At 70.3% G+C, this 17,544-nt stretch carries 16 protein-coding genes and 1 other RNA gene; 12 read left to right on the top strand and 5 right to left on the bottom strand.

The window, feature by feature from the left end:
• Nucleotides 1-35 precede the first annotated feature (35 nt).
• The gene (gene gorA / locus AC0QTQ_RS13190) at nt 36-1,391 is read right to left on the bottom strand and encodes a glutathione-disulfide reductase (protein WP_480256951.1); all 1,356 of its coding nucleotides are present in this window, start codon (nt 1,389-1,391) and stop codon (nt 36-38) included.
• Between the two features lie 180 nt (nt 1,392-1,571).
• Complete coding sequence (rpiA, locus tag AC0QTQ_RS13185) at nt 1,572-2,357, bottom strand: ribose-5-phosphate isomerase RpiA (RefSeq protein WP_121534389.1); 786 nt, start codon at nt 2,355-2,357, stop codon at nt 1,572-1,574.
• A gap of 173 nt (nt 2,358-2,530) precedes the next feature.
• Between rpiA and AC0QTQ_RS13180 the strand changes: the two genes are divergently transcribed.
• On the top strand, nt 2,531-3,910 hold the full coding sequence (locus tag AC0QTQ_RS13180; protein WP_480256950.1) for an L-serine ammonia-lyase: 1,380 nt from the start codon (nt 2,531-2,533) through the stop codon (nt 3,908-3,910).
• A gap of 174 nt (nt 3,911-4,084) precedes the next feature.
• Here the strand turns inward: AC0QTQ_RS13180 and AC0QTQ_RS13175 are convergent, their stop codons facing one another.
• A complete protein-coding gene (locus AC0QTQ_RS13175; RefSeq protein WP_480256949.1) occupies nt 4,085-4,777 on the bottom strand; it encodes a metal-dependent hydrolase in 693 nt (230 codons plus the stop codon).
• 115 nt (nt 4,778-4,892) lie between these two features.
• Here AC0QTQ_RS13175 and gatC point away from each other — a divergent pair, with 115 nt between their 5' ends.
• From gatC to AC0QTQ_RS13120, 11 genes are all read left to right on the top strand, one after another.
• Entirely contained in the window at nt 4,893-5,180 is a 288-nt protein-coding gene (gatC, locus tag AC0QTQ_RS13170) for an Asp-tRNA(Asn)/Glu-tRNA(Gln) amidotransferase subunit GatC (RefSeq protein ID WP_121534392.1), read from the top strand.
• Nucleotides 5,177-6,655, top strand: a complete 1,479-nt coding sequence (gatA, locus tag AC0QTQ_RS13165) for an Asp-tRNA(Asn)/Glu-tRNA(Gln) amidotransferase subunit GatA (protein ID WP_480256948.1) — start codon at nt 5,177-5,179, stop codon at nt 6,653-6,655. Before gatC ends, gatA begins: the two co-directional genes overlap by 4 nt.
• A 12-nt stretch (nt 6,656-6,667) precedes the next feature.
• Complete coding sequence (locus AC0QTQ_RS13160; protein WP_121534394.1) at nt 6,668-7,351, top strand: hypothetical protein; 684 nt, start codon at nt 6,668-6,670, stop codon at nt 7,349-7,351.
• A gap of 4 nt (nt 7,352-7,355) precedes the next feature.
• Nucleotides 7,356-8,033 (top strand): N-acetylmuramoyl-L-alanine amidase, encoded by a 678-nt coding sequence (locus AC0QTQ_RS13155; protein ID WP_480256947.1) that lies wholly within the window; start codon nt 7,356-7,358, stop codon nt 8,031-8,033.
• Between the two features lie 190 nt (nt 8,034-8,223).
• Nucleotides 8,224-8,633, top strand: an RNA gene (rnpB, locus tag AC0QTQ_RS13150) — RNase P RNA component class A.
• 134 nt (nt 8,634-8,767) lie between these two features.
• Nucleotides 8,768-9,478, top strand: a complete 711-nt coding sequence (locus tag AC0QTQ_RS13145; RefSeq protein ID WP_480256946.1) for a tellurite resistance TerB family protein — start codon at nt 8,768-8,770, stop codon at nt 9,476-9,478.
• A gap of 128 nt (nt 9,479-9,606) precedes the next feature.
• Nucleotides 9,607-9,774, top strand: coding sequence for a 50S ribosomal protein L33 (gene rpmG / locus AC0QTQ_RS13140; RefSeq protein WP_011750518.1), 168 nt, complete (start codon nt 9,607-9,609; stop codon nt 9,772-9,774).
• Nucleotides 9,775-10,639: 865 nt separating this feature from the next.
• Nucleotides 10,640-11,908 carry an imelysin family protein gene (locus AC0QTQ_RS13135; RefSeq protein WP_480256945.1) on the top strand — a complete coding sequence of 423 codons (1,269 nt, stop codon included), beginning with the start codon at nt 10,640-10,642 and terminating at the stop codon, nt 11,906-11,908.
• A 25-nt stretch (nt 11,909-11,933) separates the two neighbouring features.
• Complete coding sequence (locus AC0QTQ_RS13130; RefSeq protein WP_480256944.1) at nt 11,934-13,370, top strand: di-heme oxidoredictase family protein; 1,437 nt, start codon at nt 11,934-11,936, stop codon at nt 13,368-13,370.
• On the top strand, nt 13,370-14,380 hold the full coding sequence (locus AC0QTQ_RS13125; protein WP_480256943.1) for an imelysin family protein: 1,011 nt from the start codon (nt 13,370-13,372) through the stop codon (nt 14,378-14,380). Before AC0QTQ_RS13130 ends, AC0QTQ_RS13125 begins: the two co-directional genes overlap by 1 nt.
• A 13-nt stretch (nt 14,381-14,393) precedes the next feature.
• Complete coding sequence (locus tag AC0QTQ_RS13120) at nt 14,394-15,461, top strand: DUF1513 domain-containing protein (RefSeq protein WP_480256942.1); 1,068 nt, start codon at nt 14,394-14,396, stop codon at nt 15,459-15,461.
• A gap of 3 nt (nt 15,462-15,464) precedes the next feature.
• Here AC0QTQ_RS13120 and AC0QTQ_RS13115 read toward each other — a convergent pair whose 3' ends face one another.
• Together AC0QTQ_RS13115 and rodA are read right to left on the bottom strand one after the other, a co-directional pair.
• Complete coding sequence (locus AC0QTQ_RS13115; RefSeq protein ID WP_480256941.1) at nt 15,465-16,400, bottom strand: 2-hydroxyacid dehydrogenase; 936 nt, start codon at nt 16,398-16,400, stop codon at nt 15,465-15,467.
• Nucleotides 16,400-17,539 carry a rod shape-determining protein RodA gene (gene rodA / locus AC0QTQ_RS13110; protein ID WP_480256940.1) on the bottom strand — a complete coding sequence of 380 codons (1,140 nt, stop codon included), beginning with the start codon at nt 17,537-17,539 and terminating at the stop codon, nt 16,400-16,402. The genes AC0QTQ_RS13115 and rodA overlap by 1 nt, the downstream gene beginning before the upstream one ends.
• Between the last annotated feature and the right edge of the window lie 5 nt (nt 17,540-17,544).

Genomic DNA, 17,544 nt, shown 5'->3' with positions numbered 1-17,544 from the left:
TTGTCCCGTCCGAGGTGGGGACTGATTGGTCGATGTCAAGCGTGCCGGACGGGCTTGCGCATCGTCACCAGCTCTTCCGCCATCGTCGGGTGCACCGCGCAGGTCGCGTCGAACTGCTCCTTGGTGGCGCCCATCTTCATCGCGATCGCCGCCAGCTGGATCATCTCGCCCGCCTCCGGTGCGACGATATGACAGCCCAGAACCCGCCGCGTCGCCTTCGACACGACAAGCTTCATCAGCACCTTCTCGTCGCCGCCGGCAAAGGCCGAGCGCATCGGGCGGAAGGCCGAGACATAGACCTCGACCGGCTCGATCTCGCGCGCCGCTTCCTCGCTCAGGCCGCAGGTGCCGAACTCGGGCCGGGTGAAGACGGCCGAGGCGACAAGCTCGTGGTCGGCCTGGCGCGGCGTGGCGCCGAAGACGGTGTCGGCAAAGGCATGACCTTCGCGGATCGCGACCGGGGTCAGGGCGATGCGGTCGGTGACGTCGCCCACGGCATAGATCGAGGGCACGTTGGTCTGCGACCAGGCATCGACCGTCACGGCACCGTTCGGGGCGAGCGTCACGCCTGCCTCGGCCAGACCCAGCCCCGCGGTGTTCGGCACCCGGCCGGTGGCGTAAAGTACGGCGTCGAAGGTCTCGCTGCGGCCGTCGCCGGCGGTGACGACAAGCCCCGCCTCGGTCTTCTTGATGTGCTGCACCACAAGGCCGGTGTGGATCGCGATGCCGCGCGCCGCCATCTTCTCGACGATCAGGTCGCGGCATTCGGCGTCGAAGCCGCGCAGCAGCGGCGAGCGGTTCCACAGCGTCACGCCGGTGCCCAGCCCCTCGAGGATGCAGGCGAATTCGCAGGCGATATAGCCGCCGCCGACGATCAGGATGCGCTTCGGCAGCGCCTCCATCTTGAAGATCTCGTTCGAGGTCATCACGTGCTCGCGGCCGTCGAAGTCGGGCACGAAGGGGGTGCCGCCGGTGGCGATCAGGATGTGCTTGGCGCTGACCACCTGGCCATCTGCAAGGCGCACCTCATGGGCCGAGGCGACAGTGGCGCGCTGATCGAAGACGGTGACGCCGGCGCCTGACTGGCCGCGGCGATAGATCGCCTCGAGCCGGTCGAGCTCGGCATCGAGCCTGGCGCGGAAGCCGGTCCAGTCGAAGGCGCCGAGCTCGGCCTGCCAGCCATAGGCGCGCGCCTCTTCCACCGCCGTCGGCATCGACGAGGCAAAGACCATCAGCTTCTTCGGCACGCAACCGCGGATCACGCAGGTGCCGCCCATCCGGTATTCCTCGGCAAGCGCCACCTTCGCGCCATGCTCGGCCGCTGCGATCCGCGCGGCGCGCACCCCGCCCGAACCACCGCCGATCACGAAGAGGTCGTAGTCGAAGCTCATCTGTCGCCCTTCCGTTTCCTGCCGCATCGCGGCACCGTTGCACAGGACTTAGCGGCGCGGGCCCCGCGGGGCAAGCCGCGGGGTGCGGATTGGCGTCGGGAGCTGTCTGCCGGAACGAAAACGGCCCGGCGTCATGCGCCGGGCCGGGATGGCTCTTCGGGGTCTGTCAGGCGCGGTGCCTCAGTCGAGGTCGGAGAAGATGTTGGCCTCGTCGGCGAAGTCGATGCGCTCATGCGCCACCGTGCCCTCGTTGATGTCGCGGATCTCGACCTTGCCATCGGCGCCGCCGATGATGACGCGGTCGCAGATGTCGATGAACAGGCCGTTCTCGACCACGCCCGGGATCTGGTTCAGCACCAGGCTCAGCTGGCGGGCGTTGGCGATGCGGTTCAGGTGCAGGTCGACGATGTAATTGCCCTCGTCGGTGACGAAGGGCTGCGTGCCGTTCAGCCGCAGCGTGGTCTGCCGGCCCAGCACCTCCATCGAGATCAGCATCTCCTCGATCAGCGCGCGGGTGGTCTGCCAGCCGAAGGGCACCACCTCGACCGGCAGCGGGAAGGCGCCAAGGGCTGCCACTTCCTTCGCCGCATCGGCGATGACGATCATCTGGTCCGAGGCGGTGGCGACGATCTTCTCCTGAAGCAGGGCACCGCCGCCGCCCTTGATCAGGTTGAGCTGGGCGTCGAACTCGTCCGCGCCGTCGATCGTCAGGTCGAGCCATTTCGCCTCGTCGAGGCCGATCACCTCGATCCCTACCTGGCGCGCCAGATCGGCGGTGCGCGACGAGGTCGGCACGCCGGTGATCCTGAGCCCGTCCTCGCGCACCATCTCGCCCAGACAGCGCACCATCCAGGCCGCGGTCGAGCCGGTGCCGAGGCCGACCTTCATCCCGTCCTCGACATAGTCGACGGCACGGCGGGCGGCGGCGAATTTGGCCTTGTCGATCGGGGAGAGTTCGGCGGGCATGGGGCGGGTCTCCTGAAAGCGTCTCGGCCCGCTTATAGACAAGCGCCCCCGCCTGCGCGAGGGCGAATCGTCCCGCCGGCGCGGGCACAGCGCCTTTGCGACGCAAAGTGTCGCTTTCCCGCTGTCTGCCGCGCCCACCCGTGGCAGGATGCGCCGAACAGGGAGACCGGGCGATGTTTCTGAGCGTTTTCGATATCTTCAAGGTCGGGGTCGGGCCGTCCTCCTCGCACACGATGGGGCCGATGGTCGCGGGGGCGCGGTTTCTGGCCCGACTGCGCGCCTCGCCCTTCGAGGCGCGGGGGCTGCGCGCGCGGCTCTATGGCTCGCTTGCCTTCACCGGCAAGGGGCACGCCACCGACCGCGCCACGATCCTCGGCCTTGCCGGGTTCGAGCCCGAAAGCTACGCGGCCGACGCCGCCGAGGCGGCCCTGGCCGCGAACCGCGCGACGCATCTGCTGACCCCGCCGGGCCTTGCGCCGCTGGTCTTCGATCCCGAGCGCGATCTGGTCTTCGACTTCGGCCCGGCGCTTGCCGGCCACGCGAACGGCATGGTGATCGAGGCGCTCGACGCCGAGGGGGATGTGCTGCTGCAGGAGACCTACTATTCGATCGGGGGCGGCTTCGTGCGCACCGCGGCCGAACTTGCCGCCGTCGACGCGAAGACCCTCGCCGAGCCGTCGCCCGTGCCCTTTCCCTTCCGCACCGCCGAGGAGATGCTGGCGATGGCGCGCGCCTCGGGGCTGACGATCGCGCAGATGAAGCGGCGCAACGAGCGGCGCTTTCGCGACGAGGCGGCGATCGAGGCGGGGCTCGGGCGGATCTGGTCGGTGATGGCCGAGTGCCTCGCGCGCGGGCTGGCGAGCGAGGGGATCCTGCCGGGCGGGCTGAAGGTGAAACGGCGCGCGAAGGCGATCCACGAGGCGCTGCTCGCCGAGCGCGGCCTGAACCTTGCCCCGCCGCATACGGTGAACGACTGGATCTCGTGCTACGCGATGGCGGTGAACGAGGAGAACGCCGCGGGCGGTCAGGTGGTCACGGCGCCGACGAACGGCGCGGCGGGCGTGGTGCCGGCGGTGATCCGCTACTGGCTCGACCATGTGCCGGGCGCCACCGCGGCGCGGGTGGGCGAGTTCCTCCTCACCGCCGCGGCCGTGGGGGGGCTGATCAAGACCAATGCCTCGATCTCGGGCGCCGAATGCGGCTGCCAGGCCGAGGTCGGTTCGGCCGCCGCGATGGCCGCGGCGGGGCTCGCCGCGGTTCTGGGCGGGACCCCCGAGCAGATCGAGAACGCCGCCGAGATCGCGCTCGAGCATCATCTGGGCATGACCTGCGATCCGGTGAAGGGGCTGGTGCAGGTGCCCTGCATCGAACGGAACGGCCTTGGCGCGATCAAGGCGATCTCGGCCGCAAGCCTGGCGCTGCGTGGCGACGGCACGCATCTGGTGCCGCTCGATGCCGCGATCGAGACGATGCGCCAGACCGGCCGCGACATGCACGAGCATTACAAGGAGACAAGTCTCGGCGGGCTGGCGGTGAACGTGCCGAACTGCTGAGCGGGGCGTGGGCGGCGGCCGGGGCGGGGCACCGCCCCCTCGGGCTTCGCCCTCACCCCCGGGATATTTGAGGCAATTGGAAGACGAGGAGCTTCCTGCTTCCAATTGCCTTCAAATATCCCGGGGGTGAATTTTGCCGTCAGGCAAAAGAGGGGGCAGCGCCCCCTTGTCTGCTCACAAAAGGATCGGCTCCAGCACCTCGGGTTCGATCACCTCGGCCTTCGGCAACCCGGCCTTCAGCGCCGCGGCATTCTGCTCGAGCAGCGGGAAGGTGCGGTAATGGCAGGGGATGACGGTGCGGAAGTCGAAGTATTTCCGCGCGGCCCAGGCGGCGGCCTTCATGTCCATGGTAAAATGGCCGCCGGCGCAGAGGATGCCGATGTCGGGGCGGTGGTATTCCGCCATCCATTGCATGTCGGCCATGATCGTGGTGTCGCCCGAGACATAGATCACATGGCCTTCGCCCGCGATCATGTAGCCCGACTCGGTGCCGGCATAGACCGGCCCCTGCGGCCCGGACAGCGAGGAGGAATGCGAGGCGGGCACCATCGTCACATGCGCGCCGCCGAGGTCCACCGTGCCGCCCTTGTTGAAGCCGATGCCCTCGATCCCCTCGCTTTCCTGCCACCAGGCGACGGTGTCGTAGATCCCGACGACGGGGATGTTCAGCTCCTTCGCAATCGCCAGCGTGTCGGCCGAATGATCGCCGTGGCCGTGGGTGAGCAGGATATGTGTCGCCCCGGCGATCGCCTCGGCGCGGCGGGCGGCGGGGAACATCGGGTTGCCGGTGATCCAGGGGTCGATCAGGATCACCGCCTTCTCGATCTCCATGCGGAAGCCGGAATGGCCAAGCCAGGTCAGTTTCATCGGGACACCTCCATCGGTTTGACGCGAGTCTAGCGCGCCCGGCGGCGAAGGGAAGCCACGCTTGCAGCCCGGGCGCATGGGCGCTAAACCCGGGCCAAGACAATCGGAGAGTTTCATGTCCATCGACATCGATACCGCCCGCAAGGTGGCGCATCTGGCGCGCATTGCCGTGGCCGAGGAAAACCTGCCCAAGCTCGCGCAGGATCTGAGCGGCATCCTGACCTTCATGGAACAGCTGAACGAGGTCGACGTCGAGGGCATCGAGCCGATGACCTCGGTCACACCGATGCGGCTCAAGCGCCGCGAGGACGTGGTCACCGACGGTGGCTATGCCGAGAAGATCCTGAAAAACGCCCCCGATGCCCGCGAGGGCTTCTTTGCCGTGCCGAAGGTGGTCGAATGAGCCTGAACCAGCTGACGATTTCCGCCGCCCGCGACGCGCTGCGCAAGGGCGAGGTCACCTCGGTCGAGATCACCGAAAGCTGCCTTGCCGCGATCGACGACGCCGATGCTCTGAACGCCTGGTGCGCCAAGACCCCCGAGATCGCGCTGGCGCAGGCGAAGGCCGCGGATGCGCGGATCAAGGCGGGCGATGCGCCCGGCATGTGCGGCATTCCGCTGGGCATCAAGGATCTCTTCTGCACCAAGGGCGTCGCCACCCAGGCCGCCTCGCGCATTCTCGCGGGCTTCAAGCCCGAGTATGAATCGACCGTCACCCAGAACCTGTGGGATGCCGGCGCGGTGATGCTGGGCAAGGTGTCGATGGACGAGTTCGCTATGGGCTCCTCGACCGAGACCGCCTGCTACGGCCCCGCGGTGAACCCCTGGAAGATCGACGACCGGCAGCTGACGCCGGGCGGCTCCTCGGGCGGGTCGGCCGCGGCCGTTGCCGCCGATCTGTGCCTGGCCGCGACCGGCACCGACACCGGCGGCTCGATCCGCCAGCCGGCCGCCTTCACCGGCATCGTCGGGATCAAGCCGACCTATGGCCGCGTGAGCCGCTGGGGCGTCGTCGCCTTCGCCTCGAGCCTCGATCAGGCCGGGCCGATGACCAAGACCGTGCGCGATGCGGCGATCATGCTGCAGGCGATGGCTTCGGTCGACCCGAAGGATTCGACCTCGGCCGAGATCCCGGTGCCCGATTTCGAGGCGGCGCTGACCGGCGACATCCGCGGCAAGAAGATCGGCATTCCGCGCGAATACCGGATCGAGGGCATGCCCGAGGAAATCGGCAAGCTCTGGGACGAGGGCACCGCGATGCTGCGCGATGCGGGCGCCGAGATCGTCGACATCTCGCTGCCGCACACGAAATATGCGCTCCCTGCCTATTACGTGATCGCCCCGGCCGAGGCCTCGTCGAACCTCGCGCGCTATGACGGTGTGCGCTATGGCTATCGCGCCAAGCTCGGTGCCGGCGACGGCATCGTCGAGATGTACGAGAAGACCCGCGCCGAGGGCTTCGGCCCCGAGGTGCAGCGCCGCATCATGATCGGCACCTATGTGCTGTCGGCGGGCTTCTACGACGCCTATTACAACCGCGCCCGCCGGGTCCGCGCGCTGATCAAGCGCGACTTCGAGCAGGTCTTCGCGGCCGGTGTCGACGCGATCCTGACGCCGGCGACCCCGTCTTCGGCCTTTGGCCTCGGCGAGATGGCCGATGCCTCGCCGGTCGAGATGTATCTCAACGACGTCTTCACCGTGACGGTGAACCTTGCCGGCCTGCCGGGGATCTCGGTGCCGGTCGGGCTCGACGCCAAGGGGCTGCCGATGGGGCTACAGCTGATCGGCCGTCCCTGGGGGGAAGGCGACCTGCTCAATCACGCTCTTGTCTTGGAGCGCGCGGCAGGGTTCACTCACAAACCGTCGAAGTGGTGGTAAGAGGAGAGACCGATGCGCAAGGCGCCGCTGCTCGTTCTGGCCGGAATGCTGCTGGCGGGCTGCCAGCCCGATGTGCCGAATTCGGCAGGCGGGGTCGGTTTCGGCACCTATGAGGACTATCTGCACCAGCGCGAGAGCCAGCTGAAGGGCTCGGGCGCGCAGGCGTCGTCTGCCACGCCGGCGGATGGCGGCTATGGCGCCTCGGGCTATGGTGCGACGCCGGTGACCTCGGCCGCCGGCATGGCGGCGCAGGGGGCGACCGGCGCCGATGCGACCGCGACCGGCGGCACCGGCTCGATCGGGGCGGACACGCTGGCCGCCCTGCGCGCCACCGCGCCCGCGGGCGACAGCGGCCCGGCCGAGAGCTCGGCGCCGGCCGCCGCCACCGGCGGCGTCGGCGCCCCGCTCAACGCGATGTCGCAGGCCGCGGTGCCGACGACGGGGGGCGCCGGCCCGAACCTGGCCGCCTATGCGCTCTCGGCGACCAATGCGCCCGGTCAGTCGGTCTGGCCGCGCGGCGGGATCCGGCTGAGCTCGTCGGAAAAGGCCTGTGCGAAATACATCTCGCCCGATCTGGCGCAGATGGCCTTCCTGAAGAAGGGCGGGCCGCAGAAGGATCCGCTCAACCTCGACCCGGATGGCGACGGCTTTGCCTGCGGCTGGGATCCGCGCCCGTTCCAGGCGGCGCGACAGTAGCCCCGTGTTGCACTCGCCCAATTTCGGCGAGCGGCGCGGGGGGGCGCGCCCCGAGCTGATCGTGATCCATTACACCGGCATGCAAAGCTGTGCCGCAGCGCGTGCGCGGCTGTGCGATCCGGCGGCCGAGGTCTCGGCGCATTGGCTGGTGGCCGAGGACGGCCGGGCCGAGGCGCTGGTGCCCGAGGCGGCGCGCGCCTGGCACGCGGGCGTCGGCAGCTGGCAGGGGCGCGACGACGTCAATTCCCGCTCGATCGGGATCGAGCTGGCCAATCCCGGCGACCGGCCCTTCCCCGAGCCGCAGATGGCGGCGCTCGAGACGCTTCTCGGCGCCATCATGGCCCGCTGGGGGATCGGCCCCGAGGCGGTGATCGGCCATTCCGACATGGCCCCCGACCGCAAGATCGACCCCGGCCCGCGCTTCGACTGGCGCCGCCTTGCGCGCGGCGGGCTGGCGATCTGGCCCGCCCCCGGCCCGCAGATTGCGCCCTCGCACGAGGCCTTCACTGCGCTCGCCCGCGCCTTCGGCTATCCCGAGGCGCCGCCCGCGGTGCTGCTTGCGGCCTTCCGGCTGCGCTTCCGGCCGCGCCACGACGGGCCGCTCGACGGCATCGACATGGCGCTTGTGGCCGATCTCGCCGCGCGCTTCGGCGCAGATGGCGACAGCTGGCGCAGCGCCTGAGGCAGGGGGCGCTGCCCCCTTGGCCTTCGGCCTCACCCCCGAGGTCTTTCCGCCAAGAAGAAAGCCCGGGGTCTGTCTCTTCCAATTGCCCGAAATATCCCGGGGGTGAATTGGCCGCAGGCCAAGAGGGGGCAGCGCCCCCTTCGCACCGGCTTGACGCGCACGCGCGGGCAGCCTATGCCGCCCGAGCGCGGATGGCCGGATGACCGCGGCGCCCCATAGCTCCGTTTCGCGGACAGCTGGGGGGCCGAGGAAAGTCCGGACTCCATGAAGCAACGGTGCCGGGTAACGCCCGGCGGGGGCAACCCCAGGGAAAGCGCCACAGAGAAGAGACCGCCGCAGTCCGCTGCGGCAAGGGTGAAACGGTGGGGTAAGAGCCCACCGCGGGACTGGCAACAGGACCGGCACGGCAAGCCCCACCGGGAGCAACGCCGAATAGGGATCGCGCGCCGCGCGCCCCGGCAACGGGGCCCGGCAGGGGAGCTTCGCCCCGAGCGGTCCGGGTTGGCGGCTTGAGGCTGCGCGCGAGCGCAGACCCAGAGGAATGGTCATCCAGGGGGCAACCCCGGACAGAATCCGGCTTACAGGCCATCCGCGCAAATTTCCGCTCTCCCCCTTGATCGGCCCGGCCCGGGGCCCGACCTTCTGGAGGGACCCCGCCCCGAGGCGAGAAAACCATTGGCGTCCGGCCGCTTCCGGCGCAGCATGGGCGCAATCAGGAGAGGAGAGGACGAATGAGCTTCGTGAAAACTCTGGCGACGCTGGCCGTGGGCTTTGCCGCGGCGCGCGGCGTCGACACCTTCCGCAAGATGGGCGGTGTCGCGGGCATGAAGGAGGCGCTGCGCGGCGCCGCCGAGCCCGGCGGTGTGGCCGACAAGATGGGCGAGTTCGCCGAGAAAATCGGCGTGCCCGGCGGCGGCCAGGCGATGCGCGACCTTGTCTCGAAGATGAGCGCGCAGGCGGTCTCGACCACCGAGGCGACCGAGGCCGGGCTCGACAGCCTGCTCGGCGCGATGAGTGCCGCCGCGGCGAGCGGAGCGAAGGACGTGGGCGACATGCTGCAGGCGGTGAGCGCCGCCACCCCGGCGCATGCGCTGATGGAAGAGAACGCCAAGCTGATGATCCGCGCGATGATCCAGGCGGCGAAGGCCGATGGCGAGATCGACGCCGAGGAGCGGGCGAAGATCATGGATCATCTGGGGGATGCCTCGGACGAGGAGCTTGCCTTCGTCAATGCCGCGCTCGATGCGCCGGTCGACGTCGCCGCGCTCGCCTCCGAGGTCGGGGCGCACGCCAAGGCGCAGGTCTATTCCGCCGCGCTGATGGCGATCACCGTCGACACGCCGGCCGAGCGGCAATACCTCGCGAATCTCGCCGCGGCGCTCGGCCTCGAGGCGTCGAAGGTGCTGGAAATCCACAACACGATGGGCAAGCCCGCGCCGTGAGGGCGAATATTTTGCGTCCCCGCCGCTTTGCCTGTTGACTCCCGGGGGCGCCTCGGTAAAAGGCAGGCCTCAAAGGAATTCGCGGGCGCGGTCGGTTCAGGACGGCTCCCGACTGCAGGAGAACGAAAATGGCGAAGCCGACGACGATCAAGATCCGTCTGAACTCGACGGCGGGCACCGGGCACTTCTACGTGACCAAGAAGAATGCCCGCACCATGACCGAAAAGATGACCGTGAACAAATACGATCCGGTCGTCCGCAAGCATGTCGAGTACAAGGAAGGCAAGATCAAGTAAGATCTTCCCGACCTGCCCTATCGGAAAAGCCGCGCCCCGTGCGCGGCTTTTTCCGTTTCAGCCCACCAGTGCCGCGAGCAGGATGAGCGCGGCGAAAACTGCTGCGGCCGCGACCCAGAGCGTGGCCGGCGGCAGGGCTGCTTGCATCGGGGCCACCGGGGCGGGCAGCAGGCGCGGGTCCGGCGGCGGAGGCTCGGCGCGCGGACGTGCGCCCCGAGGCTCTGCGCGGGGCGTGGGGGTGCCGGCCGGGGGCGGGAGGGGCTGCGCCGTCTCATTGCGAAGATCGCTCTGTGGCGCCGCTCCGGGCTGCGGGAAGGCGGGGTGTTCCTCGCTGCGTGCCGCCTGGGAGGCGGCCGTCCGTCCGGGCGCGGGGGGCTCGGCCGCCATCTGCGCGATCAGCATCTGCGCGACGAGCGTCTGTGCCGGCGGTGCGGGCGCGGGCAGGGGTGCGGGCTGCGCCGGCGGCGCGGCGGTGGTCTCGCCCCCGCTCAGGGCGAGGCGCAGCGGCTCATGGCCCGCGGCAGGCGGTTCGTCAGGGGGCGGGGCGGTTGCGGGCAGCGGCAGGGCCGCGGAGAAACCGGCCGGTGGCGGCTGTGGCGGGCCGGAGCCAGCGGGGGTGGGGCTGTTGGATGTGCCCGGCTGTGCCGCCCCTTCGGGCAGCGGCAGGCGGGGCAGGGCGGGCAGGAGCGACGGGGGAATCATCGGCGGGCTCGCGGGGACGGGCCCCTATCCTGCGCCCCGGCCCTTGCCGGGAGGTTAAGAAAATACCCGATCTAAAAAATCAGGTTTACAAAGCAGACAAAACAAGTCAGCTATTGGCCGACCGCGCCGCCCGCCGGCCGAGACGACACGAAAGGACCCTGCGATGAAACCGACCCTGATGGCGCTGGCCACCACGGCCCTTGTTCCCGTTCTTGCCGCTCCGGCGCTGGCTGGCGCGCCGACCGAGGCGGCGGTGATCTCGACCTATGCAGATCTGGCCGAGGCGGGCTATGCCGACAGCCTCGCGACCGCGCAGGGGCTGCAAAAGGCCGTCGACGCGCTGATCGCGGCGCCCTCCGAGGCGACGCTGGCCGCGGCCAAGGCCGCCTGGGTCGCGGCGCGCGTGCCCTATCAGCAGACCGAGGCCTTCCGCTTCGGCAACCCGATCGTCGACGACTGGGAGGGTAAGGTGAACGCCTGGCCGCTCGACGAGGGGCTGATCGACTATGTCGATCCCGACTCGGCGGCGGTGAACGAGGAAAACGACCTCGCCCTTGCCAATGTCATCGCCAATCCGAAGCTGACGATCGGCGGCGCCGAGGTCGACGCGACCGAGATCACCCCGGCGCTGCTCGAGACCCTGCACGAGGCCGAGGGGATCGAGGCGAACGTGGCGACCGGCTATCACGCCATCGAGTTCCTGCTCTGGGGGCAGGACCTGAACGGCACCGGCCCCGGCGCGGGCGCGCGGCCCTATACCGATTACCTGCAGGGCGACGGCTGCACGCATGGCAATTGCGAACGCCGCGGCGCCTATCTGAAGGCCGCGACCGCGCTTCTGGTGAGTGACCTGACCGAGATGGCGGGGAACTGGACTGCGGATGGCGAGGCGCGCAAGGTGCTCGAGGCCGACCCGGCCAAGGGCATCTCGGCGATCCTGACCGGGCTTGGCTCGCTCTCCTATGGCGAGCTCGCGGGCGAGCGGATCAAGCTCGGCCTGATGCTGCACGATCCCGAGGAAGAGCATGACTGCTTCTCGGACATGACCCATCTGAGCCACTATTACGACGGCATCGGCATCCGCAACGTCTATACCGGCCATTACGTGCGGGTCGACGGCGCGGTGGTCTCGGGCCCCTCGGTGAGCGATCTCGTCAAGGCGAAGGACGCGGGCGTCGATGCGCAGCTGCGTGCCGATCTCGACGCGACGGTCGGCAAGCTGACCGAGATGAAGGCCGCGGCCGAGGGCGGCATGGCCTTCGACCAGATGCTTGCCATGGGCAACGACAAGGGCGCGGCGCTCATCACCGGCGTCGTCGAGGCGCTGGTCACCCAGACCCGAGAGATCGAGCGTGCGGTGGCGGTGCTTGGCACCTCGATTTCGGTCGAGGGGTCGGACAGCCTCGACAACCCCGCGGCGGTCTTCCAGTGAGGTTCGGGGGCTCGGCCCCGTCGCGATGATCCGTCTGCCCGTCCTTCTGACCAGCCTTGCCCTCGCCGCGCCTGCCGTGGCGGGGGATCTGGCGTCGGCCTATGGCCCCGACGCGGCGCGCGTCGCCGCGGTGGTGGCGCCGGCCGCCGACTTCACCACGCCCGAGCCCTTCGAGGCCCGCCCGCTGGGCGCCGCCACCGCGATCGGCGGCGCGCCCGGGGCCTTGCTGCCCAATCTCTCGCCCGAGGCGCGGATGCAGGCGACGCTGGGCGAGGCGGTGTTCGAAAAGCTCTGGGTGCCGGCGCCGACGGCGACGCGGGCCTCGGACGGGCTCGGCCCGCTTTACAACGCGCGCGCCTGCGCGGGCTGTCACGAGACGGGCGGGCGCGGCCGCGCGCCGGTGCTGAAGCTCGGCCGGCCCGGTGCGGAGGGGGGCGGGGTGGCGCCCGGCATCGCCGGCTGGCACCCCGTTGCCCCGGATCCGGGCCTTGGCCGGCAGCTGCAGGATTTCGCCGTCACCGGGCTTGCGGCCGAGGGCCAGCTGGCGATCGACTGGCACGCGGTCGAGCTGCCGCTCTCGGGCGGCGAGGTCGCGCATCTGCGCCGCCCGGTGCCGCGCGTCACCCCGGCGCTCGACCCCGCCACGCGCACATCGCTGCGGATGCCGCCGGCGCTTTACGGGCTAGGCCTGATCGAGGCGATCCCCGAGGCCGCGATCCGGGCGGGCGCCGACCCCGACGACGCGGATGGCGACGGGATCTCGGGCCGGGTGGCCGAGGTGCCCTCGGCGTCCGCAGGCGGTGTGCGGCTCGGGCGCTATGGCCACAAGGCGGGCGCCGCAACCCTTGCCGACATGGTGGCGGGCGCGTTCTCGACCGACATGGGGCTGTCGACGCCGCTTGCCCCCGACCCCTGGGGCGATTGCACCGCGGCGCAGACGGCCTGCCGTGCGCTGCCCTCGGGCGAGGATGCGGGGCTGCGCGACGGGCGCGAAGTGGGCGGCGAGGCGCTGACCGCGGTTGCCGATTACGTCGCGGCCCTTGCGCTGCCCGGGCGCAGGGATGTCGCCGCGCCCGAGGTTCTGGCCGGCAAGGCGGTCTTCGCCGCCGCCGGCTGCCCGGCCTGCCACCGGCCGAAATTCGTCACCGCCCGCACCGCCGCCGACCCCGCCCGCAGCTTTCAGCTGATCTGGCCGTTCTCGGATTTCCTGCTCCATGACATGGGGCCCGAGCTTGCCGCGACCCTGCCCGAGGGCGTGGCCACCGGCGCAGAGTGGCGCACCGCGCCGCTTTGGGGGATCGGCACCACCGGGCGCACCAGCTTCCTGCACGATGGCCGCGCCCGCTCGCCCCTCGAGGCGGTGTTGTGGCATGGTGGGGAAGCCGCTGCCGCGCAGGCGCGCGTGGTGGCGATGCCGCCCGCCGACCGCGCCGCCCTGATCCGCTATCTGGAGAGCCTCTGATGCGCCGCACTGCCCTTTCCCTTGTCCTTGCCCCGGCGGCTGTCGCGCTGGCCCTTGCGGCGCCCGCACGCGCCGATGTGCCCGAGACCGTCGCCAAGGTGATCCTGCCGGGCTATGCGGGCTTTGCCCGCGCAACGCAGGACCTCGCCACCACGGCGGCGACCGATTGCACGCCCGAGGCGCTGCGCGCGCCCTGGAACGCCGCCTTCGACGCCTGGCTGGGCGTGCAGCACGTCCACATCGGCCCGGCCGAGGAAGACGGCCGCGCGCTTGCCATCGCGTTCTGGCCCGATCCGAAGAACATCGGCGGCCGGCAGACCGAGGCGATGCTGCAAGGCGCCGACCCGGCGCTGGTCACCCCCGAGGGGGCGGCGCAACTGTCGGTCGCGGCGCGCGGGCTCTTCGGGCTCGAGCGGCTGCTTTATGGCGCCGCTTCCGACACCAATCCCGCCTATGCCTGCGATCTGCGCCGCGCGCTTGCCACCGATCTCGCGGCGATGGCGCAGGCGATCGAGGCGGGCTGGAAGGATGGCTTTGCCGAAACCGTGCTGAGTGCGGGTAGCCCGGGCAACACCACCTATCTGAGCGCGGCCGAGGCGCGGCAGGCGCTCTTCACCCAGCTGATCGCCGGGCTCGAGTTCGACGCCGACACCCGCATCGGCCGGCCGCTGGGCAGCTTTGACCACCCGCGCCCCGAACGCGCCGAGGCCCGCGCCTCGGGCCGCTCGCTGCGCGATGTGGCGCTGTCGCTGAAGGCGCTGCGGGCCTATGCCGGGGCGCTGGCGCAGGGCATCGGCCCGATCCCCGCGACCGAGGCGGCCTTTGACCGCGCCGAGACGCTGGCGGCAAGGCTTGACGATCCGGTCTTCGCGGGCGTCGCCGATCCCGGCACGCGGCTGAAGGTCGAGATCCTGCAACAGGCGATCAAGGCCACGCGCGAGACGGCCGAGACCGAGATCGGCGCGCTTCTGGGCGTGCGCTCGGGCTTCAACTCCGCCGATGGCGACTGAGAAGGGACATCCGATGAAACGCCGCGCTTTCCTTGCCTCGCTGGCCGCCGCGACCGCCGTGCCGCGGCTGAGCTGGGCCGATGCGGGCAGCCCCGCCTATCTGGCCGCCGCGCAGGAGCCCTCGGGCGCGCATGCGCTCTATGGGCTGTCGGCCACCGGCGCGCGGCTCTTCTCGCAGCCGATGCCGGCGCGCGGGCATGCCGCAACCGCCCATCCGACCCGGCCCGAGGCCGTGGCCTTCGCCCGCCGTCCGGGCACCTTCGCGCTGGTGATCGATTGCGTCACCGGCGCCACCACGGCGCGGCTGACCCCGCCCGAGGGCCGGCAGTTCAACGGCCACGGCGCCTATTCGCTCGATGGCGCGGTGCTCTACACCTCCGAAGTGGTGGCCGAGGGCTCGGCCGGCCGGATCGGGATCTGGGACGCGGCGCGCGGATACAGGCGGTTGGGCGAGTTCGCCTCGAACGGTATCGGCCCGCACGAGATTCGCCGCCTGCCGGGCTCGGACGATCTGGTGATCGCGAACGGAGGCATCGAGACCGATCCTTCGGACCGCACGCCGCTGAACCTCGACCGCATGCGCCCGAACCTGAGCTATCTCAGCCCCGAGGGCGCGGTGCTCGAGGTCGTCGAGCTGCCCGAGATGGCGCAGAACTCGATCCGTCACCTCGCGCTGAAATCGGACGGGCTCGTCGCCTTCGCCATGCAATGGCAGGGCGATCTGGCCGAGCCGATGCCGCTTCTGGGCCTGCACCGGCGCGGCGGGGCGGTGGTGCTGGCCGAACCGAAGGACAGCGAGATGTTCGCGATGAAGGGCTATGCCGGCTCGGTCGCCTTTGCGCCGGGCGGTGGCGAGGTGGCGATCACCTCGCCCCGTGGCGGCCGGATCGAGGCCTATTCGGTCGAGGGCGCACCGCTGTGGTCGGTGGCGCGCGCCGATGTCTGCGGCCTTGGCCCCTGCGCCGCGGGCGGCTTTGTCGCGACGGACGGGCAGGGGGCGGTGATGCGGGTGCAGGCGGGCGTGCTCGAGCCGCTCGGCACCGCGCCGCTCGCCTGGGATAACCACCTGGTCGCGCTGTAAACCTCAGTAGCCGCGGGCGCGGTCGACGCGGTGCAGGAACGGCTCGCCCGCCTCGCCGCGGCGGATGTTCTCGGCGATCACCTTCGCGGCCGAGGCCGGGCGGGTTTCGGCCGCGACATGGGGGCTGACCGTCACCCGCGGGTGGCGCCAATAGGGGTGCTCGGCGGGCAGCGGCTCGGTGCGGAAGACATCGAGCGTCGCCTGCGCCACCTGACCCGCATCCAGCGCCGCCAGCAGCGCCTCGTCGTCGATCAGGTTGCCCCGGCCCGGGTTCAGGATCACCGCGCCATGCGGCAGCAGGGCGAGCGTGCGGGCATTCAGCAGGCCCGTCGTCTCGGGCGTGTTCGGCAGGATCGTCACCAGGATCTCGGCACGGGCCAGCGCGGCCTCGAGCCCCTCGGCGCCGCTGAGGCAGGTGGCGCCCTCGATCGCCTTCGGCGAGCGGCTCCAGCCCGTCACCCGGAAGCCGAGGGTGACCAGCATCCGCACCGCCGCCGCGCCAAGCGCGCCAAGGCCCAGCACCACGACCGAGCGCTCGGGCGCGAGCGGCGGCGCCACCTGCTCCCAATGCGGGGTGTGCCGGCCGATGAAACGGTCAAGCCCGAGATGGGCGCGCAGCACCTGTCCCGCCACCCATTCGACCATGCCGCGCTCGAGCCCCTCGTCGACCATCCGGCACAGGGGCTGGGTCAGCGTCGGGTTGCCCACCACCCGCTCGACCCCGGCCCAGAGGCCGAGGACGGCCTTCGCCCGGGTGTAGGGGGAGAAGTCGGTGACCGGGCCGGAGGGGGCATAGACGATGTACTCGACCGCCTCGGGCGCCACATCGCCCGGCCGCACCAGATCGACCGCCAGTCCCGCCTCGGCAAAGGCCTTGGCCAGCGCCGGCATCCAGACATCGGCCGTCGCGATGGCCCCGGCATAAAGCGCAACGACCATCAGCGCGGCCGGTGCACGTTGGCGCTTTGGACAAGGCCAAAGGCGCTGAGCAGGATCATCATCTGTGTTCCCCCGTAGCTGACAAGCGGCAGGGGCACGCCGACGACCGGCATCAGCCCCATCACCATCGCCATGTTGATCGCGAAGAAGAAGAAGAAGGTGCCGGCGACGCCCAGTGTCAGCAGGCTCGAGAACCGGTCCTTGTTGATCAGCGCGGCATAGATGCTGAAGCCGATGATCGCGGCATAGAGCATCAACAGGCCGAAGGCGCCGACGAAGCCGAATTCCTCGGCCAGCGTGGTGAAGATGAAGTCGGTGTGCTTCTCGGGCAGGAAGTTCAGCCGCGACTGCGTGCCCTGCATGAAGCCGCGTCCCGCCCATCCGCCCGAGCCGAGCGCGATCTGCGCCTGGGTGATGTTGTAGCCCGCGCCCAGCGGGTCCTCGGTCGGGTCGAGGAAGGTGTCGATGCGCTTGAACTGATACTCGTGCAAGAGCTGCCAGTCGGTGCCGCGGCTTTCGAGCACGCCGAAGACGAGGGCGACGACAAGGGCGATCACCGTGCCGAAATACCACAGGCTGACGCCGGCCGCGAACATCACGAAGCCGCCGCCCAGCACCAGCATCACCGCGGTGCCGAGGTCGGGCTGTTCGAGCACGAGGAAGGTCGGCAGCAGGATCAGCACCACCGGGATCAGCACCCACAGCGGGCGCGACACCTTCTCGACCGGCAGCCAGTCGTAATAGGCGGCAAGCAGCATCACGAGGGCGATCTTCATCAGCTCTGAGGGCTGGATCCGCACCGGCCCGACCTCGAGCCAGCGCTGCGCCCCCATGCCGATCGCGCCGAACAGGTCGACCGCGACCAGCAGCATCAGCGCGATGAAATAGGCCACGCCCGAAATGTTGCGCCAGAACCAGATCGGGGTGAAGCCGACGGTCAGCATCGCCAGCATGCCGATGGCGAAGCGCTTCATCTGCGGCTCGGCCCAGGTGGTCAGGTCGCCGCCGGCGACGGAATAGAGCATCAGGAAGCCGGCGCAGGACACCGCGGTCAGCAGGAAGATCAGCGGATAGTTCAGGTACAGCACCTTGCGCAGCCCGGTGGGCACGGTCTTCAGGTTGCTTTCGAGATAGCTCATGACGC

The organism is Paenirhodobacter sp. YD-8, assembly GCF_056590935.1.
This window is presented reverse-complemented; position numbering and strand designations above follow the sequence as displayed.